General features: G+C 42.3%; 19 protein-coding genes and 1 pseudogene. 11 read left to right on the top strand and 9 right to left on the bottom strand.

Features of this window, described 5'->3' with window-relative positions:
- Positions 1-81 precede the first annotated feature (81 nt).
- A complete protein-coding gene (locus IEY40_RS01905) occupies positions 82-306 on the bottom strand; it encodes a helix-turn-helix domain-containing protein (protein ID WP_188952804.1) in 225 nt (74 codons plus the stop codon).
- Positions 307-349: 43 nt separating this feature from the next.
- On the opposite strand from IEY40_RS01905, the gene IEY40_RS01900 reads away from it, so the two are divergent.
- From IEY40_RS01900 to IEY40_RS01890, 3 genes are read left to right on the top strand one after another with little or no spacing between them, the layout of a single operon-like run.
- Positions 350-661: a hypothetical protein gene (locus tag IEY40_RS01900; protein WP_308424497.1), complete on the top strand. Its 312-nt coding sequence runs from the start codon at positions 350-352 to the stop codon at positions 659-661.
- Entirely contained in the window at positions 654-1,877 is a 1,224-nt protein-coding gene (locus IEY40_RS01895; protein WP_188952802.1) for a site-specific integrase, read from the top strand. Before IEY40_RS01900 ends, IEY40_RS01895 begins: the two co-directional genes overlap by 8 nt.
- Positions 1,870-2,736, top strand: a complete 867-nt coding sequence (locus IEY40_RS01890) for an HDIG domain-containing metalloprotein (protein WP_188952800.1) — start codon at positions 1,870-1,872, stop codon at positions 2,734-2,736. The genes IEY40_RS01895 and IEY40_RS01890 overlap by 8 nt, the downstream gene beginning before the upstream one ends.
- Positions 2,737-3,165: 429 nt before the next feature.
- On the opposite strand, the gene IEY40_RS01885 is transcribed toward IEY40_RS01890, so the two are convergent.
- The 5 genes from IEY40_RS01885 to IEY40_RS01865 all read right to left on the bottom strand — a co-directional run bounded on the left by IEY40_RS01885 (position 3,166) and on the right by IEY40_RS01865 (position 12,638).
- Entirely contained in the window at positions 3,166-4,422 is a 1,257-nt protein-coding gene (locus tag IEY40_RS01885) for a Y-family DNA polymerase (protein ID WP_188952798.1), read from the bottom strand.
- A 12-nt stretch (positions 4,423-4,434) separates the two neighbouring features.
- Positions 4,435-4,842: a LexA family protein gene (locus IEY40_RS01880; RefSeq protein ID WP_182745212.1), complete on the bottom strand. Its 408-nt coding sequence runs from the start codon at positions 4,840-4,842 to the stop codon at positions 4,435-4,437.
- 787 nt (positions 4,843-5,629) lie between these two features.
- Entirely contained in the window at positions 5,630-8,575 is a 2,946-nt protein-coding gene (locus IEY40_RS01875; RefSeq protein ID WP_188952796.1) for a toll/interleukin-1 receptor domain-containing protein, read from the bottom strand.
- A gap of 225 nt (positions 8,576-8,800) precedes the next feature.
- Complete coding sequence (locus IEY40_RS01870; RefSeq protein WP_188952794.1) at positions 8,801-10,825, bottom strand: serine/threonine-protein kinase; 2,025 nt, start codon at positions 10,823-10,825, stop codon at positions 8,801-8,803.
- A 37-nt stretch (positions 10,826-10,862) separates the two neighbouring features.
- Positions 10,863-12,638, bottom strand: coding sequence for a trypsin-like peptidase domain-containing protein (locus IEY40_RS01865; RefSeq protein WP_188952792.1), 1,776 nt, complete (start codon positions 12,636-12,638; stop codon positions 10,863-10,865).
- A gap of 187 nt (positions 12,639-12,825) precedes the next feature.
- Between IEY40_RS01865 and IEY40_RS01860 the strand changes: the two genes are divergently transcribed.
- Together IEY40_RS01860 and IEY40_RS01855 are read left to right on the top strand one after the other, a co-directional pair.
- The gene (locus IEY40_RS01860; protein ID WP_188952790.1) at positions 12,826-14,349 is read left to right on the top strand and encodes a hypothetical protein; all 1,524 of its coding nucleotides are present in this window, start codon (positions 12,826-12,828) and stop codon (positions 14,347-14,349) included.
- A 7-nt stretch (positions 14,350-14,356) separates the two neighbouring features.
- Positions 14,357-15,595: a tetratricopeptide repeat-containing protein gene (locus IEY40_RS01855; RefSeq protein WP_188952788.1), complete on the top strand. Its 1,239-nt coding sequence runs from the start codon at positions 14,357-14,359 to the stop codon at positions 15,593-15,595.
- On the opposite strand, the gene IEY40_RS01850 is transcribed toward IEY40_RS01855, so the two are convergent.
- From IEY40_RS01850 to IEY40_RS01840, 3 genes are all read right to left on the bottom strand, one after another.
- On the bottom strand, positions 15,576-18,854 hold the full coding sequence (locus IEY40_RS01850) for a toll/interleukin-1 receptor domain-containing protein (protein ID WP_188952786.1): 3,279 nt from the start codon (positions 18,852-18,854) through the stop codon (positions 15,576-15,578). The two genes, IEY40_RS01855 and IEY40_RS01850, sit on opposite strands and share 20 nt — an antisense overlap.
- Before the next feature lie 91 nt (positions 18,855-18,945).
- Positions 18,946-20,748 (bottom strand): hypothetical protein, encoded by a 1,803-nt coding sequence (locus tag IEY40_RS01845; protein ID WP_188952784.1) that lies wholly within the window; start codon positions 20,746-20,748, stop codon positions 18,946-18,948.
- 77 nt (positions 20,749-20,825) lie between these two features.
- The gene (locus tag IEY40_RS01840) at positions 20,826-21,260 is read right to left on the bottom strand and encodes a hypothetical protein (RefSeq protein WP_188952782.1); all 435 of its coding nucleotides are present in this window, start codon (positions 21,258-21,260) and stop codon (positions 20,826-20,828) included.
- Positions 21,261-21,586: 326 nt separating this feature from the next.
- On the opposite strand from IEY40_RS01840, the pseudogene IEY40_RS20295 reads away from it, so the two are divergent.
- From IEY40_RS20295 to IEY40_RS01815, 6 genes and pseudogenes are all read left to right on the top strand, one after another.
- Positions 21,587-21,898: pseudogene (locus tag IEY40_RS20295) on the top strand (toll/interleukin-1 receptor domain-containing protein); the annotation flags it as partial.
- Positions 21,899-22,144: 246 nt separating this feature from the next.
- Positions 22,145-22,363 carry a hypothetical protein gene (locus IEY40_RS20290; RefSeq protein ID WP_346347797.1) on the top strand — a complete coding sequence of 73 codons (219 nt, stop codon included), beginning with the start codon at positions 22,145-22,147 and terminating at the stop codon, positions 22,361-22,363.
- On the top strand, positions 22,344-22,847 hold the full coding sequence (locus IEY40_RS01830; RefSeq protein ID WP_229776979.1) for a WD40 repeat domain-containing protein: 504 nt from the start codon (positions 22,344-22,346) through the stop codon (positions 22,845-22,847). Before IEY40_RS20290 ends, IEY40_RS01830 begins: the two co-directional genes overlap by 20 nt.
- 183 nt (positions 22,848-23,030) lie before the next feature.
- Positions 23,031-23,714 (top strand): PPC domain-containing protein, encoded by a 684-nt coding sequence (locus tag IEY40_RS01825; protein WP_188952778.1) that lies wholly within the window; start codon positions 23,031-23,033, stop codon positions 23,712-23,714.
- A gap of 143 nt (positions 23,715-23,857) precedes the next feature.
- On the top strand, positions 23,858-24,808 hold the full coding sequence (locus IEY40_RS01820; protein WP_188952776.1) for a trypsin-like serine protease: 951 nt from the start codon (positions 23,858-23,860) through the stop codon (positions 24,806-24,808).
- 300 nt (positions 24,809-25,108) lie between these two features.
- On the top strand, positions 25,109-26,506 hold the full coding sequence (locus IEY40_RS01815) for a TRAFs-binding domain-containing protein (protein WP_229776978.1): 1,398 nt from the start codon (positions 25,109-25,111) through the stop codon (positions 26,504-26,506).
- Positions 26,507-26,534: the final 28 nt, after the last annotated feature.

The raw sequence follows: 26,534 nt of genomic DNA, 5'->3' as shown, positions 1-26,534 counted from the left end.
AACGTTCACGATCTCACCCTGCAGTACCCATAACTCTGACGGCCCTATCCTTATTATTAAAAAGTGACACAAGCTAGTTGCTTATTCACCAACATACTCAATTACATCATCTACTCGACATCCAAAGTACTGACATAACGAATCGATGGCTTTTGTCGTGGTTGAATATTGATAACTTGGGTTCATCATCTTAGATAGTGCTGTTCTGTTGACTCCTGCCGAGTCAGCAATCTCCTGCAAAGTAATTTTTCTTCTTTCTTTAAATTCTTTTTCCGCTATTAACTCTTTGATTTTAAACCTAATCACTGTATTTCATCCTTAAATGAGCTAAAACATCTCAAAATGTTCCTTGAAAGAACAATTATTAAGTGCTTTAATGTTCCCATCAAGAACAAATGATTCAAACCAGGAACAAGTCGAGGTTTTTATGAAGCAAACATTACTTAATGCGAAAGAACTTTCTCAAAGAATAAAGTTTAGTGCTGCATATATCAACCATACGTTGAAAGATAATGTGTTCTTTGAGGGCGTCCATTACATCAAGCCATTTGGTGGCAGAAAGATTTTCTACATCTGGGAAGAAGTTGAGCGTGAGTTATTTAAAAAACAACAACGTCGGCTAGTTGTTCCTATGGCTCGTGGAGGTGTTTGTCATGGGTAATATTAGGGCTAGAGATGGTAAGTTGTTTTTTGATTTTACCTACCAAGGGATAAGATGCAGAGAACAAACGGTATTAATTGATAATCGCATAAACCGTTCTAAATTGAACAGCATTATGAACACTATAGAAGCTGAAATCCGCCTTAATCGCTTTGTGTTCAAATCGTATTTTCCATCAAGTACACGATGCCAACTATTTTCAGAGATTGATCTTAAAGTACAACATCATTTGGCTGAAAATGTTGAACCATTATCCACACAAATCATGTCAAATATTCCATCTTTTGAAGAGTTTATTGGTGAATGGGTTGCTGAAAATAAGATCCAGTGGAAAAAAAGCCATTACAAGAATGTGCAGATGATTATTGAAAGTTATTTACTACCTGTTTTCGGTCCTATCAGACTTAACGAAATAACAAGACCTAGTTTGATAAAATTCAGAGCATCTATCTCGGAATCGCGGAGATCTGGAGTAAAAGGAGCTTTAAGTAATGATTGGATCAATCATGTGATGACACCTTTGCGTGGCATTTTAAATGAAGCTGCAATGCGCTTTGACTTCCCTACTCCGTTTATCAATATCAAACCGTTAAAAATTGATAAAACAGCCATTGAACCGTTTTCACTGGCAGAAGTGCAGTTTTTCTTGTCTAGAGTTCGTGATGACTTTAAAGACTATTACATTGTGAGATTTTTTACCGCAATGAGAACGGCTGAAATCGATGGACTTAAATGGCAATTTGTTAATTTGGACCGAAACGAAATTTTGATCCAGGAAACGCTGGTTGACGGAAATGTTGAAACACCTAAAACATCGGCGTCTTATCGTAGTATTCAATTGTCTCAACCTGTTGTGGATGCACTTAAAAGACAGCGGAAAGTCACTGGCAATAAGGATTATGTATTTTGTAATGCCAATGGCAACCCTCTTGATCATCGCAACGTAACAAAACGTGTTTGGTATCCTGCATTGAATGAAATGTGCTTAAAAAAACGTCGACCATACCAAACTAGGCATACATGCGCGACCTTATGGTTAGCCGCAGGAGAAAACCCAGAATGGATTGCAAAACAAATGGGGCATAGCACGACCAAAATGTTATTTGAAGTCTATAGCCGCTATGTACCCAACGCCACAAGACAAGATGGAAGTGCATTTGATCGTCTTATTGAACAAGTTAATTTTAATACCATGTTGGAGAATGTTGATGAATAAACCAATATTTGTCTGGGTTAAAAATATTAAGTTTGGTGCACATCTACCTACTGCAAACTGTGAATTTATTTCATCCAATAACGTGGTTAACGCAATCATGACAGCAGAAACCGCCAGAAACTGTCAGTTTACTCATGGTCTGGCACAAATGGTAATAGCACACGACTATCAAGGTAATACTGTGGTTTGTGCTGTCAAGCATGTGCACATTCAATGCACTGAAGGGCAATTTATCAAAATGGTGAATTTTTCTCACAATAAGAATGAAGGGTTGGTCGGTCGATTTTTGAAACTGCTCAGTTTTGTGTCGGTTAAGGAGCTACTGCCTTTCGTGTTTTTTATCCTCAATAATGAAGAAGTACTTAAGCTATTCATGCGCTCTGAAGCCAGTTTTAAGCATCATCATTGCTATCTTGGTGGCCTATTTGAGCATAGTATTGAGGTTGCTGAAATGACTTATCAAAATGCTAAACATCTAGGTCATTCAGACATAGAGTGCCAAACAGGCCTAGTTGCGGCGTTATTTCATGATATTGGTAAAATCTACCCTGCACTCAACATGAACAATGAAAAATATTGTTCAGGCCCCCATGAGAGCTATACATTTGCCTTATTAGCTAAACCGCTAGGTGAATTAGGGAGTCGTAACAGCCGTCTATTTTCGATGTTAACCGAGCTTTTAGCCGGGAAACCATACGGACACAAGACTCACTACCCAATTGAACATGTATTAAAACAAGCGGATCGAAGCTCTGCCGAATCTAACTATGCCAAAATTCAATTTGACGCTTTACCGTCACATTATTACTTTACTAAAGTAAATGGCAACGTGATGTATAGACTCAATACCGCTAGCTAAATCAAGGAACTTAATGAGTGGATTGAAAATAACGAGCATTCCGCTGTGACATTGATAAATTTGTGAGCTTTACATCAAGCCACTATTAGCTAGTAGACTACACAGCGAACGCTTATATGATGACTTAAAGCTTATTTTATGGAGTTTTCTATTTTATTTTCGGCTTGTCTGGCCTTAAAGGAATTAAACGTGACGATATGATAAAGGCCTAGAGCAAAACCACCAATGATGACAATGCCTATTGAAATCAGGGCGAGATCGTAACTCAACAATTCTGACATCATCATTTACCTCATTGACATGGATGGGCCCATTAAGCTTGTAACGATAGGACTAAACATTCAGCACCTATTTGATAACATGTCACAAGCTTATGGTAAATTCAACCAGGTCTTACATATTTAATTTGATGTATTGTTCTGTGGTTATCTAGCACTTTATCGCAGGTAAACTTTTCCAATTTGTCGTGTACTGTGGCGTGAGTAAATCACGTCGCATCGACCATTTTTGTTCTATCCCTTGAGCGGCTAAAAATAAAGTATCCGCACCATAACGCTGGTTAATGCCGTCTAGAGTTTGCATCAATTCTGGATTGGCTTTAGATGAATTAAACATGTCGAGTTGAGTGTGTTTTTGAGCGCTTAAATCAAGCAGCCCTATCCCCATTCGGTAATATCTCACTCCTGGCCTAAAAAGTCTTGGTGCCGCCATGCTCATTGCCTGGGTTAACTCTTTTGTACAATTTGTTGGGCAAGGAAAAGACACCAACACTTTAAAGTTTGCAGGATGCTCATCATAGGGTGAATTACTCGCAAACATCATCATGGTTTTACAGTGTGATCCTTGTCGTCTGGCTTTTGCAGCAGCAATACCAATATGTTTACTCAATGCTTGCAACAAAGAATCGTAATCAATAATTCGCTCACCAACGCTACGAGTAGAGAATATTTGCAGTTTATCTGCTCTTGCCTCATCCCATTGTTTACAAGCCAGTCCATTTAATTCACGTACAGTTCGCTCTATTTCAATACTAAATTGTTTGCGGGCTAAGCCTGGAGGAATATTGGCAAGCTCTAATGCGTTTTTTATATCCATCAATGCTAATTTTTGACTAATACGACGACCAATGCCCCATACATCATTGACATTCATGGCACGTAAAATAGCCAATCGCTCATCTTCATTGTCAATGACACATACACCTTGATAGCCAGGTAATTTTTTGGCTGCGTGATTAGCTGCTTTTGCCAACGTTAAAGTTGGCCCCATCCCCACACACACGGGTAATCGAGTTTCTTTCCAAACAGCGCGCCTAATGAGCTGACCTTGACTTCGCAAGCATTTAATTGCTGGATAGCATTTTTTAAATGACAGAAAGCTTTCATCAATGGAATAAATATGTTGCTCTGGCGCAAAACGGCCAATGATGTTCATCATTTTTAAGGATAAATCAGCATAAAGTTCATAGTTGCTTGAGCAAGCTATCACTCCTAAGCGCTGACACATGCCTTTTACTTTAAAATAAGGAGAAAATTTAGGTATGCCAAGTTCTTTGGCTTGCCGATTTGCAGCCACAATACAACCATCATTGTTACTTAATACAATAATGGGTTTACCACGCCAATCAGGCCTAAATACTTGCTCTGCACTGCAATAAAATGAGTTCGCATCCACCAAAGCAAACATGTTTCACTCTCCTTACTTACCAGCCAGTAACGGGCTTTGTCGATGGCACCGTATTGAGCGAATAACCACGCCTTCAATACTGAAAGAGTCATAATCATTGATGGGTTGAGGCTGATGATTTTCATTGGATGACAGTAGCTGTCTGCGAGGTTTATCAAGGATTTTGCATACAAACTCACCATTGAAATTAGCCACTATAACATCACCATCTCGAACCGTTTCATGCCTGTCCACTATCAATAAATCACCATAGAAAATTCCCACACCTTGCATCGAATCACCAGTGGCCACACCAATGAATGTGGCACTAGGATGCTCTATAAGTAGCTCATCAAGACTTAATGCTAACTGTAAATATTCTGAGGCTGGAGATTCAAACCCAGTAATACCAGCACTTGCATGAATAGGGATAATGCGCATATTTATAACCACTGTACATTTGTACAGTTATTTTATGCGATCTAATTTTTATTGCTAGATCTTTAATGTTTTTTTCGCAGAAGGAACCTCTTCAAAAATAAGACCAGCATGCGCCAGTCATTATATCTATCTAATTATATTAGTTAAGTTTCTATGATGAAGGTGATTTGTTCGTTTAGCTTGGAAGATTAAGAAGAGGTTATTGCTTTTGTTGTAACGTCTCAAAAATATTAGTGGTGTGCTCGCACCTACATGAAAAACATTAGGAAAGCATCTTCTCTACTAGGAATTCCTCTCCGGGTGCGAGGTAATTCAATATTTCCATGCTCAACCTAAGTAAACTAACTTAACAGTTCAACCCCAGTATTTTTATTGAATTTGCTGTAAGGATTACTAAAGCCAACACAGTATTAGGCGGCAACAGCATCAGCTTTGCCAATATTGTCAGCGTGAATTAATCTACTAAAGCTTGGAAGTTATGGACGCCTTTACCGGTTGTGGAAGTGACCATCTCATTGTCAATTAATACAAATGATGATATATGAATTTGTTTTTGCCGTAGCCTTTTATTTATACCGTTTCATAGAACATTTTATCGTATATAAAATATACTTGATTTGTACTATGCAAGTTGCTGCATCAAAACAATCCAGACTCTCAAATGATTATTTAAGTTATGGGCTTGCCTATATAAGAAAGGTTTGTTCATGCTAGATATAGTCAATGAACAAGTGGTTAGGTTTTACCTAAACCACTATTCTGGTTTTTAATCACACTCGATAGTTATTTATTTGTCCGCTTTATCAGCTGACGTGGTAGGCAATTCTGTTAGCCCTTGTTCAGCATAATCCCCCATACGGCCAGTTAGGTGGATAATGTCACTGCTTCTATTTAGTTTTGGAGTTGGTCGAATCCATAACTTATCTCCTTTGACAAATTGCACTTCACCAGTAGTTGACATGACAATCGATATCATTTTTGTATCATTGTTAACTGAGGCATCCGTATTATTTTCAGTAAATCCGTCCAGTGCAGAAAATGTGACTGGAGAGCTTAGAGGCAGCCCTGACTTCAAATCAAACATTTGCAGGCCTTGTTGCCAGTAGGCGACCAAAAAGTGCTGCGTTTCATCCGTGAAGAAATGTAATTGGTTTGTGATTGGCGAGTCGGTATTTAACATTATCTGCCATTGTGAAATCCCTGTATTGAGGTCAATTTTTTGAAAGCTACCAAGACTGTCAGCCAATATTATCTGAGCATCCTCAGTAATAATTGCCTTTTTGCCTCCTATGGCCGAATCTTGACTATTTTCCTCCCAGTTTTCCGCTTGAATGTCATCTAATTTACTAACGAGAGGAATTACTTTCTCCAACTTAAAGAAATCACCCGAATTTGAGCGGCTGTAACTCCAAACGGAGTCCTCTGTAATTGCAGTAAGACGCGTTTGTGCGTTATTGATGGCAATATTTTCCGTGTTTACAGTGCCGCTTGGCGTTTGTTCTGGTGTTACCAAAGAGTTAAATTTTAGGTCCAGAACTTCAAAACTCTGGCTGCCCATCATTTTAAGCGATGAATAAAGCAAAATATTTTTGTTTAAACTAGGCTTAGAAGAAATAAAGTCGGCTTGCGGTATTGTAGTATCAAAGCACTGCGATTTCGGGATACCTTGCAGGTTAACAGAACAAACTAGCTTGCCGCGGAAGTCCGTATTGCCAGCGTGATAACTCGCTAACACGTATAACCGCTGGTCTTTTTGCACAAACTCAAAATCGACGGCGCTCATAAGTGTGTTGGCATGCACATCGGGTATTCCCCCCTGATTCAGAAAAGCTCTAAGTAGCAGGCGACGAGTTGTCTGATATTCATCTATTTCTGGCCAGCTATTAACTTCCCACTGGTTTTGCTTAGCAGCTTCCCAGAGTTGGCTAAGCATACCATCAAGCGTTTCTTGGGAGTCAGTACCTGAATCAAAGCCTTCAGACAATTTTTCCAGTAACTCGACAGGTGCGGGATTCGTTAATGGTTTCAAGGTGCTGAGCCACATATCTACCTCAGAGATAACTGATGGAAACTCCAATCTAAAGGACTGGGCTGGTTTCTTGTTTCCATCTGTCTCAATTTCGTCTGCCAAAGAGACGTAATTGCTTTCGCCGCGACTTGTCAGTGGGCAAAGGTATTTCACATATTCAAGCAAGTTCCCAGCAAAATCCCATGTTCCCTGAACGCTGTGGTTTTGGTTAAGTTTAATAATATAAGGCTCGCCTGTTTCTAGGTCTTTCTCTTTGGTAAAAATGAATCCCTGCTGGCTGAGTTGCTGGTTAAAACTTGTCTGCCAATCTTTTTTATAATTGGGGTCATTAAAATAAAGGTAGTTTGTTTTACTATCGAGCCTTTGCAAATTTAATTGGGTTAACGTTCCCTGTTCGCTTTCCAGTAATAAGGAATCACAATCATTGCTTATATAGGTATTAATGTAGCCCGCTCTGGTTGCCACTAGTTCGCTATGGCTATTTGTTTGTAATGCTATTAGCAGAGCCATAGTGCCACCCAGATAGCTGGTGTCATTTGTGGTTTGCAGTAGCGCCAGATCACTTTTGGGCACGGTGGTTAGTACTGCATCCGTACGCTCTAATTTTTCAATGCTGTAGTTGCCTATAGGTTGGAGTGTATCTGTTGTGTAGCTACTCACAAGCCATTCTGTGGCGGAAGATTCAGTGATAACAAACAAGTACTGAGATTTAGGGGTAATCGTCCAACTGATAATATCCTGATTAGGCAGTGCTAGGAGTTTTTCCTCATGACTATGAAAATAGGCTTTATTTTGCCAGTAGACTATCGACTGCTGAGGCAGCCCAGTTAATATTTCCTCAAGAGGTCGCAAGCGGTTTAACCAAAAATAATCTAGCGGATTTTGCGGGGTGAAGCTTGCGAATTTCCCGTTTGTAGCGGCATGCAGTTGCGCTGTGCCCAAAGCAATATTGTTGTTGATGAGATTGTAATAGCTGGATCTAGTTAATGACTGTGATTGTGACTCCAGTTTCTCGTGTCGCTGGAAAAGCCATTGCGCCGTCAGCCAGGTAAATACACTTAAACCCACTGCCACAGCTAGGCCTATTATCGCTAATTGTTTTTGTCGCCGGCGCTGGTCGCGCTGGCGGAGAGCATCAAATGGCAGGCCGATGATCCCAGCGATTAATTTTAATTTGGCATTGATCAAACCGTCTTTATTTTTACGAAGGTCGGCGGCGATAGGTTCTGCAGATTTATCGGTTAATTGCCCGTCACTTTCCATAATAAAACGCAGCGCCTGAGGGAAACATTCTGCATTTACACCATCAACCAAGCCAGTGTTTGGTTCACCCTCAATGATAATACTTAAAATTCGATTAGATTTTCCACGACGTTTGAACTCAAGAATTTCCTCGTTAACCCAATGAGATTTTGCAGAGTTAGGTGAGCAAATAACAATTAAGCATTTACTGGAGTCGAGGGCTGAATTGATGTTGGAACTGAGGTCAGATGAAGTTGGTAACTCTTCCCTGTCTCTGAACACAGGGAAGAGTCTGTTTGGGATCTCGCCTACTGCTGTTTGAGTGCCTACATACGCCTTAGGAATCTTGTAAGTTTCAAGTGCTCGGTGTATCCAATCAGCCCATTTTTTATCCTTATGGCTATAACTGATAAATGCCCAATAGTGGCTTGGCTGATTATTTGTCTTACTAACTTTCGGCATAAAATTCATTCCATTGAGATTGATTATTTAACTTGAACTCGGAATAAGAATTGAAATAAAAGCCCTCTTTATCATGAGTTCGTTCGACCAAAAAAGATTTAGTCATGCGGAAAGCGTATGATTAGTTTAGTGAATAAATTTTGTCCTGTCGATGATATGTGCTGTATTCATTCCGAAATGAAAAACACAATGACTGATCTTTGGCAAAGTAGCAGAAGATTATAATTAAGCAGACTCGCTACTAATATCAAAGGAATGCAGTAGTTCCTGAACTGATGCAAAACGCTGTGATGGTTCAATTGCTAACATGCGTTTTAATGTTCCCTTGTTTTTTAAAGGCAAATATTCTTCGTTAATAACAATACCCGGTTTGAGCCCGGTTAACTTACGCTTGGCACGTTGAAATAAACTGCTGGAGTTCCTGTCGGAAGCGACGGTCGGTCGTTTGCCAGATAACCAGTGGTACCAAATGCAACCCAAAGCGTATAAATCTGCACTGAAATCTAACCTTGTATGGCGTGTTTGTTCAGGTGGCATGTAATTGGGAGTGCCTGCTATACTGTCCTCAGTATGTTTACCTTTTAACAAGGCGATACCTAAATCTATTATCACCGGCACACCGTTGCTTCTGATTATAATATTGTCAGGTTTGATGTCGCGATGAATAATATTGGCAGCGTGAATGAACTCCAGCGCTATGGCAATTTGTCTGATGTAATACTGAATAGTATCAGGGTCTTTGACACTCTGCATAAACTCGCTGAGTTTTTGTCCTTCGATAAATTCATGAACCACATAGGGTACACCAACATTATCGTGACCAATAGCTAAAGGTCTGGCAATCATAATGCTTTTGATTGATGCTGCGGTTTCAAACTCACGGCGGGCCTGAGCCCACAGTTGTCGCTGCTCTATCACACTTAGCTGCATTGAACCTTTGAACTGCTTAATTGCTACGTTTTTCTCACGATGCGTATCCCAAGCCATTGAAACCACGCCAAAACCGCCCTCACCAAGGCTTTTTCTAAGAATATAATCCGGGTTCTGCTTAAGATCTGGGGTAATAACACTTGCCACTTCTTCTGGCAATGATTCAGTTAAGTCCCACTCCATCATGTTTCTAAAAATCCGCCCTAGAAACCTGAGTTGACTGGATGCAACTGTGCGCTTTTTCGCCAGCAATAATTGATCACGCGCTTCACTGAAATTCTGCTGAGTGTAGGCCTGCTCGGCACGAATTATTCTTAGCTCAATCTCAATTTCGGGCATATCATGCTCGGAAAGCTTCGCAAAAGCCTCTTGATAAAATGACTCAGTGTCTGCACAGCTGGGTTGTAATAAATATGCACGAATTAACTGTAAACTGAGTGAATGGTAAGCACTTGTTCTCGGTTGAATGCTGCTGGCTTTTGCCAACCAACTCTCTGCCGTATGTCTTTCACCACGGGCAATATAGGTCAGCGTCAGGTCTTTATAACAAAAAAACAAATGAGAGGAGTTATGCTCATCCATTGCGATAGCACGAGTTAACCAGTCTATAGCTTCATCGGTATGATCATCAGCCAACTCAATACGCGCCATAAGGTTATAGAGCACAGCAAGCTGAGCGGTGTCATGTTCGGCTAGTAAGTTAATGTCATCCCATAAAAATCCTCTCGCCTGATCAAACCGGCCAAGCTGAAAACATAACCGGGCTAAATTACCCAGCGTTAGCGCCAGGCCCTGGGTATCGTTTATACGCTGCTTGAGTGTTAGTGACCGGGTAAAATATAACAGCGCACGTTCGATACTCCCGCTACGTTGGCATAACATACCTAAGGTATCAGCGACAAAAGCCTGGCCGTTCAATTGGTATGCTCTCTGATACTGCTCCATCGCCTGCAGCGCATAGGGAAAGGCGTCTTCGAGGGCACTTTGCCAGCTATAAAGCAGAGCGAGAGCATGCGCAGCGCGCGCGCTAAGTAAGTTAGCAGCCTGCTGCTGTACTATGCGTTTAAGACCAAGTAACGACTTAGCTTTGGTGTGATGAAATGCCGGATCCAGCAGACATGCTTCACACAAAGCAGCATCGCACAGTATATCGTCTTGTTCACTCAGTAACGTAAGCCGAGTAAGTGCTTCGGCCTTAAGATGAAGATGACTTAATGCCCATTTAAACGCCGCCGTGCGATCATTTTGTGGCAAAGCATCCAACGATATATCAGTAAGTTTGTGATAGAAGGACAGCACGTTAGATTGTTCCTTAACCACACACCCCGACACCAAGCCAGGGTGTGTCTTGTTGGGTTTACTTTAGGTATTGATAGAACCAGATTTTTCCAGTGCTGCTGTACTCTTCATTTGCAGAACCATCTACAACGACAATTAGAAAAACCTCCCCTTTTTGAACATGGAACGCAGCAAAAGGATGGAATGTTGATGAGGTGTCTTTGCTGATAAGTGCAAGACGCCCGCCTTTAACTTTTGCGACAAACATATCAATATCAGCACCTATTGTAGATATTGCATTTACCGCGACAATAGCGTCACTTTCCGCTTTATACTCATATTTTACCGCCGGATAACCTTCAAAAGTGGTTTGGGAGGTTACGGTAAATTCCGCAGCAGAAAGAATGGAAGGATCATCACTACGCGACAAGCTTTCTTTCCAGGATTCAACGTAAGCCGCTTGAATATAATCAAGTTGCATAGCTGCGGCCTGAGCTTTATCAACAAAACGTTCAAAGCCACGCTGCCAAAGCCGTTGTTCTGCAGTTAAATCGAATGGCAAATCTGGCTGCAACAACGGTAACAACAAATCTGAACGCTGAGCAAAATTAACGTCAGCACCATGGGAAAGTCGAACTTCATTGCCAAATAAGTCCTCAACTAAAACCACATTGCCGGCATTTAGCAAGGCGACCACCTCACCTTTGCGGTTAATAATCGGTGAGCCGCTGGCGCCGCCGGTGGCGGGTAAGGAGTGCATTATCATTTGTGGAGCCATTTCAACGCCACTACCCCGGAAAAAATCGACAATCGATGTAATATTGGCGACCTGGATAGTAGGTGTTGGCGATTTCACATCCATCTGACTCAGATTTTCCATTGGATAACCAACAAATGCCACTTCCATTCCCGCTTTAAGATTTTCCAAAGTGTCTGCTGTGGCCAGTTTAAGTGGCGCGGCCAGCGTAGCTTTAACATTAAGTAATGCTACGTCGTAACCCGGCACAAACTCCATCGGCGACAGTTCTCCATTTGCCGAATAGACTTGTGGGCTGGCAATTTCCCACGCTTCAGTAAATGTATCGTAGCCAGGGTGAATACTCACAGAGTCAACCACCACGTCTTGTTTATCACCAGGTGAGCGGACGATCAGCTGCACTCCTTCTTCCAAGTCGTCAAACACCACCGCCACATGTGCATTAGTAGCCAATTTGCCAGGCGCAACAACCCAGGCGGTACCAATAGGACTTTCTCCTCCGTCCACACTTTTCATCAGCACCAGATACACAGAATTAATCGCCTGACTGGCTTTTACGCCGATATCATCTTCAATTTCCTGGTAAATTTCACCAATGAAATCGCCCATTTGCTGTTCGGTATTGGCCAAGTCACGTTTAAACTGCCAGTTGCTATAACCAAAATATCCGCTAAGGGCCACAATAAGCACCAATGCCATCGCCAATAGCTTTTTAGTCGTTGTCACTTTTTCATGTACCTCAACACCTTCTTTATAAATTACCGTATCTGGTAAAGTGTCGTCTTGAATGGTATTAATGTTGAATGCCGGGCCATCTTTTACACCCAGATTAATCGTACACTCTGCCGGCAACTCCTGATCATCAACCGCCAGCTTACCGTTGATAAAAACCGGGTTATCTTTATTAACTCTTACCTCATAACGACCTACATCCTCAACAATCACTAGATGTTTCCGCCCAATAGTTACAAAGTCTGCCGGGTACAATACCTGACACTGAGATGCGTCACGCCCTATGGCGATTTCTTTGACACTTTGACTAAATAGGTAATTCTGCTGCTGCATCGGGCCAACTTTATTTACTATTTTTAGTGCCATTACAGTCTCTCTTATTGATTTAGCTGATTAAATATAGGAAGTGCTAAAATAACACTCTACACTTTAGCCTAGTTAATAACCTGGCGTAATATTATTTTCCTCTCAATATGAATAGAATTTGAAATAGCAGCGGTTTGTTATACGATGAATAAATAAGCGTTTCAAAACCAAAAAAAACAGGATCGTTATGAAGCATTGGGTCAGATTTTATTTCCCGTTTAGTCTTGAACAACACACTGATTTCACAAATCAGAATGCTGTGTTAAACATAATTCAATCACTAACATTAAATGAAGTTGCTGTTGAGCTGGCATTGCCAGTAACGCAAACAGAAAAATTCAGCCAATTTGATACTTCGGCACTTTGGCAAACCGCCCGTTATAAGACAGACCCTCGCTTTGACGATCATCTGAGTAAAATTTTTAATGGACGTAAACTCAGCACAGATCATAACAATGCTAAGTTGCCTATATGTATGCAGCTCAGCAATGAAGGTATAAGCTGGCTGAATGGTGGTAAGCCTGGACAACAAGGTGCTGGACTTAGTGTCAGCCTGCCGAACTCTTCAGTTAAGCGTCTTGCTGAACAACAGCTGAGTTCCCCGCTTGATAGGACGCGAAGTTGGCCGGTAAAAATTAATGAAGCGTGCTGTGTCATATTTAATACCAGTATAGGTGTTTGTGTTATTGAAGTAGCCTATCAGAGTCCGGGCAATAAACCACAATATGAAATTCAGTCAGCGCTAGAAATTCAAGAATTGAATTATCATCTGGCACGAAACAAACAAAACAAACAAACCTTGCAGCTGCATTGGCAAAGCCAGTCAGAAGATAGCGGGCCTGCTGTATTAGGCTTAGCTGGGTTAGTAAAAACCATATTACCACCATTAAATGATGACAGTGTGGCGGCATCGCTAACACCACTGCATTGGGAGAACACCTACACTTATACCGTTGCCGAATTAGACGACAGTACAGACGATGACAGTTTTCGGCAGCAGGCATTCAGGCTGGCGCGTAAATATACCGATGCCTATATTCCATCTACCGGACAATTTGAGGGTGGCGAATACCGCTTTTTTGACAATATAGTTCATCATTTTGCGATTGAAGGATGTTGTACGCTGATCAGAGTAAGCAAGGATAGCCCTGAGGCGATAAAACAATTTTCAGAAACCGCCTGTCGGATGGCGTATGAGCCTATTGTTATGCTGGTCTATTCTGAATTAGTTTTTTTACACGCTATGACCCAGGGCAGTAACATTGACATTGACTTGCAACACCCAACTGAACATGAATTAGAGGAGCTGCGTCTGTACCGCACCCGTTTGTATAACTACAGGTTAAACAATCGCTTTTCGTACGTTAGCAGCCTGACCCTGCACAACGATTTTTTTCAGCGATTACGTACTATTTTTAACGTCGACATCATTTTGAAAGAACTCAGTACCGACGTCCAGGAAATAGAGGCATTTATCACCCTGCATCTTGAGGAGAAAAACCAGCGCTCACTGAATAATGTGAAAATAGTAGGCTCATTATTCGCTGCGCTGGTGCTGCTGACCGATCTAACCGGTCTGAATCTGCATGAGTTGTTTTTTGCCAACCCTCCGATCCCTATCGTTATGCGTGGAGTATTCTGGGGAACGCTGGTGCTGATCATTGTAGGCTTTGTAGTAATGTTCGGCTCAATGAAAAAAAAATGGAAGTAGCCGTAATATGACCGAAACAGCAGATGCCATACAGTTAATTAATCTGTATCAACCAGACATCGTGCATTACAGCACAGAGCATCTGGCGCTGCAAAACGACTTAATAAATTTGCAGGCAGTATATGATGCAGGCGCCACAGAGGCTGTTGTTTTTTATGCAGGCAGGATCCTCGAAGCATTATCCGCTGAAGGCGTCAGTCTGTTCGGTGAACAGTCTAAAACTAATGTATTTGCGAATCTGGAATATCTTAACGACTTCCATATTTTTGACTTTGCCACCTTGCATTGGGCTCATGCCTTGCGCAGGCAAGCGAACCAGGTACGCCATTTATTAGGCAAAGTTGAAGCACAGGACAGCGACATCGCGGTCGCGTTGCTCGATTCCTGGCTTGGCTGGTACTTTTCAAAATTTCCGCTGGGCTTATGTCTGAAGCAATACCGCACTAATAAACAGCAAAACAATGTAATACACCAACTGGTTGATGACATTAGTCAGCAAATGGCTAATACGCAGGTTAATGAACAGGTGTTGTTGTTGCATCCACTGGTTCAGCAATCCCCCGTTTTCAGCTCCATTTTAATTGAGAGTCTGATTAACAAAGACCAGCTCGATACCGCAGGCTCGGCGCTTCACACTACTTTGGTACATCACCCAGAAGATTTGCGCTTACTTCAGCTCAACGGCCTGTACTTCAGCCGAAAAGGCATGATTGATGAAGCCACAGAGCAATTAAGCAGCCTATATAAATCCTTATCAAATGATGATGAAACTATTGGTATTTATGCCGGCGTGTTAAAAAAAACCTGGCAAAAAAATCCGGCCAATACCGAGGCATTAAAACGTGCCTGTCGTATGTATGATAAAGGCTGGCAACAGTCCAAACAACGCAACACTTACTTGGGGATCAACGCTGCAGCTATTAACCTGTGGCAGGGACATACCGATAAAGCACGCGACATTGCATTAAGTATCGTGAAGCAATTTCAGCATAAGAAACATATTATCGAGCAGAAACAGCGGCTTAATAATTTCAGTTTTAACTTCTGGGAGCTGGCGACCATTGGTGAAGCACTTTATATCACTGGTCAGCAGGAGCTGGCGTTGCAGCATTATCAAAGCTTGTTTGCAGCCAATGCTCACCCTATCGGAAAACTAAGGGTGGCGGCTAAACAGCTCATCATACACTTTAGCTATATAACACCAAGCAATACACTTAATAAGCTAGCTAAGGCTGTGCTGTATTGATCTTATCAATACAGTCCCTTGCTAACTTCTGCTCTTTCGTCAGTCTGGCTAAGAAAAAACTCTCACGTTCTTGATCACTTAGACATTTCTTCGAGAATGCTAACCCTGCCATTGCCTGTTCAGTAAAATTATTACTGAATGCAGGTAAACGTTTAATTCCTTTACCGTTTAATAAAACAATCTGATCTTGTTCGCTGTCTATAAATATGTTTTGTGTTGAGGCTTCTTGACCTTGATAAAAAATACCCAAATCCTGCACTGAAATAGCAATATCTTCACCTTCTTTATACAAAAACTTCGCGTCAACAGAGAGGTGATATTTATCACTAATTCCATCAACAACAATACGCTCTATAAAATCGCCACTGAGTCCAGACCACACCGCAATATCGCCAGTCTTTGATATAAGCGCAACCTGTTCGTTTGGTAAAGCAATCAGGTTGCCAAGATTTTCCTCATTTTCAAATGCCACCAGTTGACGGTTATCCGCCATACTGAGTTTCAATGTTGTATTGTTACTGTAATGCACAAAAAAGCTCTCATTATCACGATTTATTGCAAATAACTCTATATCTTCTGTTGAACTGAAATCATTTATTACAGTGCCGGTTTTTGCATCAATAAAGACCAGTCTATTCTTCAAATATTGCGCAACCACGATACCGCCATCATGGCTAAATGAAATAGCAAATCTATCCCGATTAAAATCCAGGTTGAGCATAATCGGCTTATTTTGTTTGCTGCCAACGTTTAGCAACGCCAAATCATGATCATGATATGAGTTAAACTTAAAAACTAAAGAGTTGCCATCAGGAGAGAAGAAAACAAAGGCGTAAGCGAGTTCGTCACTCAAAGGCGCAACATCAATCTCTTTGACAGTTGCCAAATCTAATATATGACCAATTTTTTCTTGATTACGGCAGCGAAAAAACAACCTTTTATCATCATTGGAAAACACAATTGCATACGGTGAATTACACCAGTCATTTAGAACTGCAACCTCCTCCATCGTGCTGGTGTTTACAATCATAGATTTCTCACCTTCGCCAGGTGCCGGTAAGTATGCGTATGTACCTTGTGGGCTCAACTCAACGCCGTAATCACTGTAAGTACGGTTAAATAGTGTTTGCTGATGGACGGGTTCTATTTTCCAAATAGCAACAGCGTCATCTTTTTCAAAATGAGCAACAATATGCTGACTATCAGACGATACTACTACGGAATCTGGAGTCGCGGGCAATTGAATTTCATGGCTTAGTACAGCAGAGTCTTTCAACCAAAAACGCAAGGTTTTGTATGATTTCGTAATCACATAGCGACCATCCGGTGTAAAGTACACATCATCGACTTCACCAAAATGTTTTAACGGGAAACCGGTTTTTTCCGTAAGATTCAATAAAAATGGATTGTTACGGTATGACTCTATTTGATGTATTTCATCAGCAGTACCCTGTATTTGACGGTTTGCTGGAAGAGTAATTGCGAATTCCCCATCGTAGCCTAGCAAAGTATGGATTTGCGAGCTGAATGCTTTTGACTCGCCTTTTTCAAGGTCATAAATAAACGTACCTTTGTCGTTGTAGTATATCGCCAAGTTATTTTGTGACGTAAAAAAAGGCCGCCGAGAGTCAGGAATATATCCCATTTCACCCGGAATTTTGTGTAATAAGGCTCCGGTATCTGTATTGAAAACAGAAAAGCCAAAACTGAAGTCATGTTGAGCAAGAATCAATTTATTATTATTACTAACATATAAGAAACCTAAGAAGTCAATGTCTGTTAGTATTTTAAAAATCTGATTACCTGAAATAATGTCCCAATTATATAGATAACTATTTTGATCAGCAGCAAACAGTGTCGCGTTATCTGAGGAGAACTCCAATAGTTTCCCTCCCATTCCTAATTGCAGCGTTTGCGTAATAGTTTTGTCTGTGGTGTTAAATATTGTTACAGCACCTTGACCATTAGCAATTGCTAAAAACTTATCATCAGAGCTGAATGCCGCTGAGGTTATAATTCCATCTACTTCATAGGTTTGCTCTAATTTACCAGAATCAATACTGTATAGCTGCAGGGCCGAACTTTTAGTGACAACATAAACATGGCTCGCTGCGCGATTAAACCCAACAGTTAAAATGTCTTCACTGATATTGACAGAGAGTTGTTGGTTTCCAGCATGTAACGCCCGCCTAATCTCACTAACAGATCGGGGCATTGGCCTATCTCCGCCATATAAGCCAGGAATGGCATTTAAACCTAAGAGTAAGGCAAGATCATGTTTACCTGCATCATTTGCCAATCGAGATTGTTCGAGCAGAAAGCGACTTTGATTTATTAACGATGCGTCTCTTTCTTGCACAGCTTTAGTTTCATTTATTTTAGCCAATTCAGCTTGTTGCTGAGCTAGGTTTTCGTTTTCAATGGCCAATTTTTTTTGGGTCAATGCGACAAAACCAGCGCTCAATGCTAAAACTGCCAATAATACAACTCCAGATAACCACTGCGTCAATCGTTTGGTTTTCTTTTTTGCTAACTCCAGCTGATAAGCTTTGTCGCGTTGGGTTAATTCCCCCAATGGCACACCCAGTATTCCGGCAACAATTTTCAGAACCATCAACTTCTGCTGTTCACGGTAATCAGATACCTGTTGTTTTATCGCAACATTGTCATAACCAAGTTCCTTTAATTGCTGGCTAAATGCTTCTATATTGCACCAGCCCTGATGAATTTTATTATTGATATTTATCCTGAAATCCGCTGCTATTGGCTCTGCCCGGTTCGCAGTAAGCTCACCGTGTTCATCAACTATAAATTGCAACGGTACAGGGAAGCACTCAGCGAGTGGAATGATACCAGCTGATTGCTTTCCCAGATCCCAGCTGGCATTTGGCTCACCATCAATCATCGCAGCTATGATACGATCGGAGTGTCCCAGTTTTTTAAAGTATCGAATCTCGTCTGCTACATAAGTAGAAGCAACAGCATTGGGTGAGCACAGTACGATAAGCAGCCGCGACTGTTTTAAGGCATTAGTAATTGAATTTTCAAGATCAGAATCGGCAGGAAGCTCTTCTTCATCGCGAAAAATCGGATAAATCCGTTCAGGTATTACTTCACCACGGCTGTTCGTTTTTCCAACAAGGTCTTCAGGCACCTCGTAGGTTTCCAGAGTTTGATGAAGCCAGGTTGCCCATTGGCGGCCCTGCTCTTTGTTATCGGCATGGCGGTAAGAAATAAATGCCAGATATTCACGTAACATAAACAAACCTCCCAATCTGGCTATAATTAATAATTATTATTTAATAAGTTACACTTAGCGAAACCAGTTCGCCAATATACTTAGCGTTGCGCTACCCCGGAATAGCCAACAACTTACGCTCAAAGGTAACGCGCCAGTCTCGCAATTCGGCGCTTTTAACCTGCCGTACCAGTTCTGACAGGGTAAGCAAGCTGGCTAAGTCATGCTCAGTCTGCTCCAGTCGCCCGGCGATATCGCTTAACTGCGTCGCAGTTAACTCGCTGCGATGGGCAATGCCCTCATAATCGCCATGAGCGCGTAAACCATAACTGGATGCGCCAAAAGCTGGCAGCAATGCGGTAATAAAGGTCACCCAGGTTGCCACGCTGTAATTAACCGTTTCAGAAAATACGGCTACACCGAGGTAGCCTAAACAGGCCAGCAAAGTACCGTACAGACACACTTCTCCCAGAATATGCAGCCGGTGTTCGGCTTTGTGCGCCTGCGCCGCGGTATGATGATGATAAGCAATTTGATCGTTTAACTGTGTGGTTAACCCTTCACTGAAACGTTCGGTACACGCATTACCTAGCTGCCCTGCCGGCAAATTTACCGATCGGATCACTGCCGTTAAATACCAGTTTACCCAGGACACATGCTGCGCCTGATGAAATGACGATAGCCAGCGATGTTGTTTTAGGCTGTTAGCGCCAATTAACGCAAAATAGCGCGCAACTCGCAGCTGCTCTGCCAGTAAGCGATAGTCCAGCCATTTCTGGTGCCAGCGATGACGTTTACCAATGTAGGTATTACCCAGCATGCCCAAAATTATGCTCAGCTCTAAAAGGATCCACACTAATTTCAGATCTTTTAATAACAAGCCCAATAAGGCCATTAATACCGCCATAGATGCAAGCACATAATTAAGTATACTGGCCGCACGATATTGCTGTGCAAACATTGATGCCAGTAAATCGGCTTTAATATAATGTTGATGGATAGCGGCGCTGGCCTGAACATCCGGCATAGCCTCTGACGTACCCTCATTAAACGCGTGCCACTGCTGTGCGCAAACGTCCTCTTGCTTCGCCTGCACAAAGTCACTTTTTCCTGGTTTGCGGCCGGTAAAACACCACTGGAAAAATGGGTATAACCAGCCCTTTTTAACTCTGCCAGGGCTGGTTGCCATAAACTGCGCGAGTTCCTGCTGTTCCAGTCTGTCACTATCCTGTTGCGGAGGTGTCAGGGTGTTTTCAACGAAGTCAGCTAACCAGCTTTGCCATGAAATCTGATTCACCACTCCATTGCCAGGTGCGATGCAACGCACCTGAAGTTCTGCAGTTAAGCCAACCCATACCACCGGCACCCCTTCCTGCAGCGCCATCTCAACCACGCTCGCCGTACCGCCGGGGCCGCGGGCCGGTTCACCGTCCCACAGCGCAATAAGGACATCGGTATTTCTGGCTAATAATTTGCCTACGGCCTCATAGCCGGTAAGTTGGGCAGTAGTACGATCAATGGCTAAATCAGTTACGGCATGGACAGCGTCAAGTAATCCGCTAAAGGCTTGTTTCGACGCATCTGTCTCAAAATCCAACTGGTAATTTGCTGCTGAAAATGGCAGCAAGGCATGTAGTGTCCATCCCGCCTGCAGGGCTTGTTGCGCCACTAATCGGTCTGTGCCTTCTGCCAGGGCAGAAATAAGCTGTAATTGAGCGGCACCACCGCTATAAACGGCTGACTGTTGTTGCAATACCTGGTTGGCGTTCTGTGCTAACTGTGCCAGCACTTCAGCCACCACTTTTTCAAGCGCCGCACGGTCTACTGCCGCCAATGCAGCATCACGATGCCCGGTCACCCCAACCCGAAAACACAGTGGAATATCAGTTACATGAGTGTGATGTGTTTTATCCAACAGAAACTCCTAAACAGCGAAAAACCTTTCAACTGCATCCATTATTACCATGAAACGTCAATGGCGCAATTTAGTATCTACTGCTCTGAATTAACTCGAGCAATTTCAGCCTGGTATTGTGCATAATCAAATACTAACGGTGGCAGGGCTGAGTAATCCCAAAACCCGCCTTCAGCGGCTTTGTTTTTGTCTGCCCGATAAGGGTTACTCCAACGATGCCAAATAACATAGTCGGCATTAATGTCCATGATAACCTCTACCTTCACCGTAATAAACCAACACGTTGGCTCAATGCAGGTGCAAACAAAAGGGACAACGGAGCCGCGGTTATTTGTTAGCGACGCCAAACTCAACCCTGGTTGATAAGCGCCTGCTATCCTGCCAGCGAACGGCGCTTCATAATCGCGTAAAACAGGCAGGTACGGCTCATGGTCTACCATAAGCTCAAACACATTCTCATGCTCTAACTGCCCATGCAAGCGCAAGCCAAAATGCTGCAACTCCGTTGCCATATTGTGTCTCAGATAAACTTATCATCGTATAACCATACTGCAGTTCATATAAAGTGAGAACCGATTCCTTTACATTGGCAAATAGTAAGGCTGCACTTTTTGGTCTAGACTTGTTTTTTGCTAGAAGGCCGTTGTTAAAAAATAATTATTATTAGCGCTTTAGAAAGTAACAAGGCTATATTGTTGATAACGCTGCATTGTGCTAAGTAACACAGTAGATGACTGACAGGGATGATAATTCAAAGAAATACTACGCCTTTATTTCTTATCGCCACGCCGATAATAAAGAACAAGGCCGGCAGTGGGCCACCTGGTTGCATTAGGCACTGGAAACCTATGAAGTACCTGCCGATTTAGCCGGCAAACAAAATGCGCGCGGCGATGTAATACCACCGCGCATTTATCCGATATTTCGTGACGAAGAAGAACTGCCTGCCCATGCTGATTTAGGCCACTCTATTGTTAAAGCCCTGGAAGACTCACAATTACTGATTGTACTGTGCTCGCCCAGAGCCGTTGCCTCAACGTATGTTGCTGATGAAATTTCCTATTTTAAAAAGCTCGGCCAATCAGAGCGCATTATCGCTGCCTTAATTGACGGTGAACCCAATGCAAGTTGGGATAAGGGTAAACAACAGGCCGGCTTTAGTCAGAGTGACGAGTGCTTCCCCATCCCGCTACAGTTTGAATTTGACAGCAAAGGCAACCAGACCGATAAGCATGCCGAGCCCATAGCAGCCGATTTCAGAATTAACAATAACGGCAAACCCGAACAAGGCTGGACCAGCCCCGGCGCTTACCGACAGCATTTAAAAAGCAATTCTCAATCAGATAACGCTGAGATAGACAAAAAAATCAGCGCGTATCAGCAACAGCAGCAACTAATGCTGCTAAAAATCATTGCCGGTATTTTAGGGGTGCCACTAGGCGAGTTAACCCAGCGCGATAAAGCCTATCAACTCGCCCTGCAACAGCAAAAAGCCAAACGTCTGCGCCAGTGGCTGGCTGGGGTAGCTGCTCTGGCGATTATGGCCATAGGCGCAGGGCTATTTGCCTGGCAACAGCAACAGTTGGATGTGGAATGTGACCAGCGGTGCGCTTAAAAACACCCTTGAAGGGCATACAGGTGAAGTAACCAGTGTCGCCTTTAGCCCCAATGGTCAGACCCTAGTCTCTGGCTCTAGGGGTAACACCCTGAAGCTATGGGATGTGAGTCATCTTCAGGATTATTCCAATAAGACATCCATAAAATCAAAAATTGATAGCCTAGCATCTGTCAATAATATGCAACTTAAAGGTATCAGTATTGTTTTTGATAACATCAATAACCAACAGAACCTATTTGACGCATCAAAAAGCAAACCGCCTATGTGGCCAAAACATCATCCCATCTACCTCATGCAACAAGCTAACAACAATGACACCAAAGCCATGATCCAGCTTGGTAATTACGCCTACCGGGATTTCGACTTTAGTAAAGCAAAGTATTGGTTTGAAAAGGCTTTAAATGCTGGCAATGCAGAAGCCAAGCAACGTTTGCAAGCACTGCAAATGACGGTTACCTTAAAAAAAACAGAATCAGATTAATTATTATCTAGCGTTATTGAAATGGATTTGAATGCAAGAAAACAAGAATATAGAAAAAACAAATAATACCCTTAGTTCATCTGGAATAACCACGCCGATATTAAAGAAAAAATTGGCGAACTGGCGCATTTGGTCTAGATTAAATTGCGGCATCAGAAAATATTTAACTTCAAGGAATAGATAATGAAATTAACGACAAGCCTTTCGTGTGTTGCGGTACTATTGTCAGTCTCTGTACAAGCGGCAGACGAAAAAGCTGCCAACAGTGTAGCCGTTGAAACCAAGAGTAATAGTTTGATTGCAAAAGCCCATTTGGCAAGTCAGATGGCGGCGCTAGCGCGAGAAAATAAAGATGCGTTACTTATGCTGGCCGCAGCCAAGCTGGATGCTGAAATCCCTAAAACTGATGCAGACTATGAAAAAAGCACGGCAACTTCCAGCGAAGTCCCTGCTGCGAAAGCAACCAAAGCACCCGCGATATCGCTGTTTGAACAAGCAAAAGTGTGTGCTAATGGGGACAGCTTTATAGAATCACTTATTGCCAAGACCCAAAAAGAGAGCACGGCTGCAGTTAAAGGGCGAGTTGGCGGGCCTGCCCACCATATTGATCAGGTTAGAGCTAGCGATACAGACACTTATAGCCTAACTTTCAGAGGTGATGAGTTGGCAGAAATTGCTATTTCCGGAGACGGCGACACTGACCTTGATTTATATATTTACGATGAAAATGACAACCTTACTTGTCGTAGTACAAGGTCTGGTGATGATGAATACTGTAAGTGGACACCACGTTGGACGGGAAAATTCACAGTGAGAGTAAAAAATCTGGGTACCGTTTATAACGAATATAGCCTGTATACGAATTAGTTTGGTTAGCGTAGATGCATTTTCGCTACACTGCTTCCGCTTTTGCCGTTGTCATACTGCTATTTAGCAGCATTACTTCGGCACACATCAAGCCCTCGACGCCCTCAGAACCGGGTTTAATTGACCCTTTTACGCAGCGTCTTGTGAATATCAAAAAATACCATTTCGGCGCCAAGGGTAAAAACAGCAAGTATATCATTGGGGGCGCTGCAGTTGCCCAAAGCGAGTTTCGTAATGTAGTGGCCTTATTGGATAATAATAACAAAGCTTTTTGTACCGCAACCTTTGTTACTCCCAATACCCTTGTTACCGCTGGCCATTGTATTTATTACTTAAACAATCCTAACCTGCCACACTACACTACCCTGCGCCAGTGGTTGAAAAGTAAAGACAACTGGACTGTGCAGCAAAATATCAGAACCTATTTACACCAGTTAAGCCAGGATATGAATGCGTCAATGAAACTTGAGATTGATGGTGTTGTCGTTGAACAGGTTATTCAAAATATCGCGGTAGACCCAAGCTGGCAACAACTGAATCTGCAACTGGCTCAGTATTATTTAAGCGATGCTAAATTAAAGCCTGTACGTCTGCCCTACTCTGACCGCACTATTATTACGCTTAACCGTGACTTTAATGATATTGAGCTTATTCAGCTATTAAGTGACAAAGAACTTAGTGAGTTAAAACAGCATTTTATTGCCGAACATGCTCCAGCACTTAACGCTGTGCAGGTAGGCTTTGGATTGCGTGAAGATCCCAAACACCTTGCAGAATCGATGAGCAGATTTGAATTGAAGAAAACACTCAGGCTACTCGCAGGCGCAAAGTACAAAGTGTCATTACCACTGCATGGTATCTGGCAAGGCCAGCATGGGCTGCGGGCGGCCATTGGCAGTGAGGGTAAAGCGGCCTGCTATGGTGATAGCGGTGGCCCAACGTTTATTACGCTTGCTAACGGCCAGTGGCGTTACTTTGCCAACTTATCCAGCGGCCTGGACGGCGCCCAATGTGGCCAGGCAAAAGCCGACTTCTGGCCACCTGAACTAACTCAACTGCAGCTCGCGACCGATATTGTTGATGTGTGGCATTAACCGGCTTAACGCGACTTTTGTAATTCAAAATTCCTGTCACTTCAGTTTGTCTCACTTCAAATAACCAGGTAAATTATGCAGTTGCTTTGTGTTACCCCCCCCCCCAAGCTAAGGGGTAACTCGCTGGATGAACTAGGATCATGAACAGAGAATTAGACATAATGTTGGGTGTTTTTATAGCTGTCTGAATAGGTTTTATTTTAGTTCTTATATTGTTTTTAGCGAACGACACTACATTTGAAATAAACATGAGCTCTGCTATTATCTGTTTACTATTTTAGTACTACTGTGACCATCTCCATGGCTTCTGAAATTTGCAATAAACCCCTTTGTTTTGTCTTAATGCCATTCGGTCAAAAGCCTGATGCCACAGGCGGGCCTCCAATTGACTTCGATAAAATCTATCACAATGCGATCAAACCGGCCATTGAGAGATGCGGTCTTTCACCAATTAGAGCCGATCAAGAGAAAGGCATCGGGATTATCCATAAAGCTATGTTCGAGAGGTTATTATTATGTGAATACGCCATTGCCGATTTAACGACCGCTAACGCTAATGTATTTTACGAACTTGGTGTCAGACATGCTGGACGGTCTAATACCACATTAGCGATTTTCGCCAACACTCAACCCATCCCCTTCGACCTTAATTTTATTCGTGGTATTCCTTATGATATTGGTGAAAAAAACTTATTTGGGGACATTCAAGCTGAACATTTAAAGAACACGTTAACGCAAAAGTTATTAGTATTGATTGAAGAGCATCGTCTAGGACAAAATCCGGATAGTCCCGTTTTTCAGTTAATTGAGGATTGGACGCCTAGTGAAATTAGCCATCTTAAAACCGATGTTTTTAGAGAAAGAGCAGTCCTTCAAGAGGATAGACGTTCTACATTGATAAGCGCACGCTCAATGAGAGCTGAACAAGGGATCGCAAAATTACAATCTCTTGAAATTGAGTTTAAAAAGGATGGCTGGGTAGATGTTGGTTCCGCTATCGACTTGTTTCTCTCTTATCGTGCATTTAGTGCTTGGCAATCGATGATAAATCTATTTGAAGACTTTCCTGCACCATTTAAACGTCAGATCATGTTACGTGAGCAATATGCGTTTGCACTTAATCGAAGAGCTGGAACTACAGACGCACAGCCTGGTGACAGGGAGAGCGCAATAGATATATTAGAGTCAGTTTTACACGAGCAAGGTAATTCATCAGAAACATTAGGTTTACTTGGAAGAATTTATAAAGATCTTTGGAGTGATATTGAAAAAGATGGTGGACGCAAAGCGCGCGTTGCACTTAACAAGGCAATCGAAACTTATAAAAAAGGCTTTGAGTCAGATTGGCGTGATTATTATCCCGGAATAAATGCTTTAACATTAATGTATTTATCCGGTGAGGATGAACATTTAGTTGAAATGAAAAAACTACAACCAATCGTGAGCTATGCATTAGAGCGAAGTATTTCTGATCGGGAACCCGGCTACTGGGAAAGAGCCACAATATTAGAGTTGGCGGTATTGGACAATAACCAAATAGCGATCGACGCTGCATTGAATAATTTACTCGCCATCAATAATGTTGAAAAATGGTGTTATGAAACCACCGCTAACAATATTAAAAAACTGCGCGATGCGCTAATTACTCGTGGTGAGGACTGTACTTTACTTGAAGAAGTAATCAATGAGTTAACTTAAAATTTAAATTAGTTGTCTTGGACTAGAT

The sequence above is a fragment of the Shewanella ulleungensis genome, assembly GCF_014648315.1.
In the GTDB taxonomy this organism is placed as follows: Bacteria; Pseudomonadota; Gammaproteobacteria; order Enterobacterales; family Shewanellaceae; genus Shewanella; species Shewanella ulleungensis.
Note: the sequence above shows the minus strand (reverse complement) of the source record. Positions and strands in the feature narration are given on the sequence as shown.

Coding starts and splice junctions, on each gene's coding strand:
- IEY40_RS01895 (WP_188952802.1), top strand. CDS start 654: ATGGGTAATATTAGGGCTAGAGATGGTAAGTTGTTTTTTGATTTTACC.
- IEY40_RS01890 (WP_188952800.1), top strand. CDS start 1,870: ATGAATAAACCAATATTTGTCTGGGTTAAAAATATTAAGTTTGGTGCA.
- IEY40_RS01815 (WP_229776978.1), top strand. CDS start 25,109: ATGGCTTCTGAAATTTGCAATAAACCCCTTTGTTTTGTCTTAATGCCA.
- IEY40_RS01855 (WP_188952788.1), top strand. CDS start 14,357: ATGACCGAAACAGCAGATGCCATACAGTTAATTAATCTGTATCAACCA.
- IEY40_RS20290 (WP_346347797.1), top strand. CDS start 22,145: ATGCTGCTAAAAATCATTGCCGGTATTTTAGGGGTGCCACTAGGCGAG.
- IEY40_RS01880 (WP_182745212.1), bottom strand. CDS start 4,842: ATGCGCATTATCCCTATTCATGCAAGTGCTGGTATTACTGGGTTTGAA.
- IEY40_RS01875 (WP_188952796.1), bottom strand. CDS start 8,575: ATGCCGAAAGTTAGTAAGACAAATAATCAGCCAAGCCACTATTGGGCA.
- IEY40_RS01885 (WP_188952798.1), bottom strand. CDS start 4,422: ATGTTTGCTTTGGTGGATGCGAACTCATTTTATTGCAGTGCAGAGCAA.
- IEY40_RS01825 (WP_188952778.1), top strand. CDS start 23,031: ATGAAATTAACGACAAGCCTTTCGTGTGTTGCGGTACTATTGTCAGTC.
- IEY40_RS01865 (WP_188952792.1), bottom strand. CDS start 12,638: ATGGCACTAAAAATAGTAAATAAAGTTGGCCCGATGCAGCAGCAGAAT.
- IEY40_RS01860 (WP_188952790.1), top strand. CDS start 12,826: ATGAAGCATTGGGTCAGATTTTATTTCCCGTTTAGTCTTGAACAACAC.
- IEY40_RS01840 (WP_188952782.1), bottom strand. CDS start 21,260: ATGGCAACGGAGTTGCAGCATTTTGGCTTGCGCTTGCATGGGCAGTTA.
- IEY40_RS01850 (WP_188952786.1), bottom strand. CDS start 18,854: ATGTTACGTGAATATCTGGCATTTATTTCTTACCGCCATGCCGATAAC.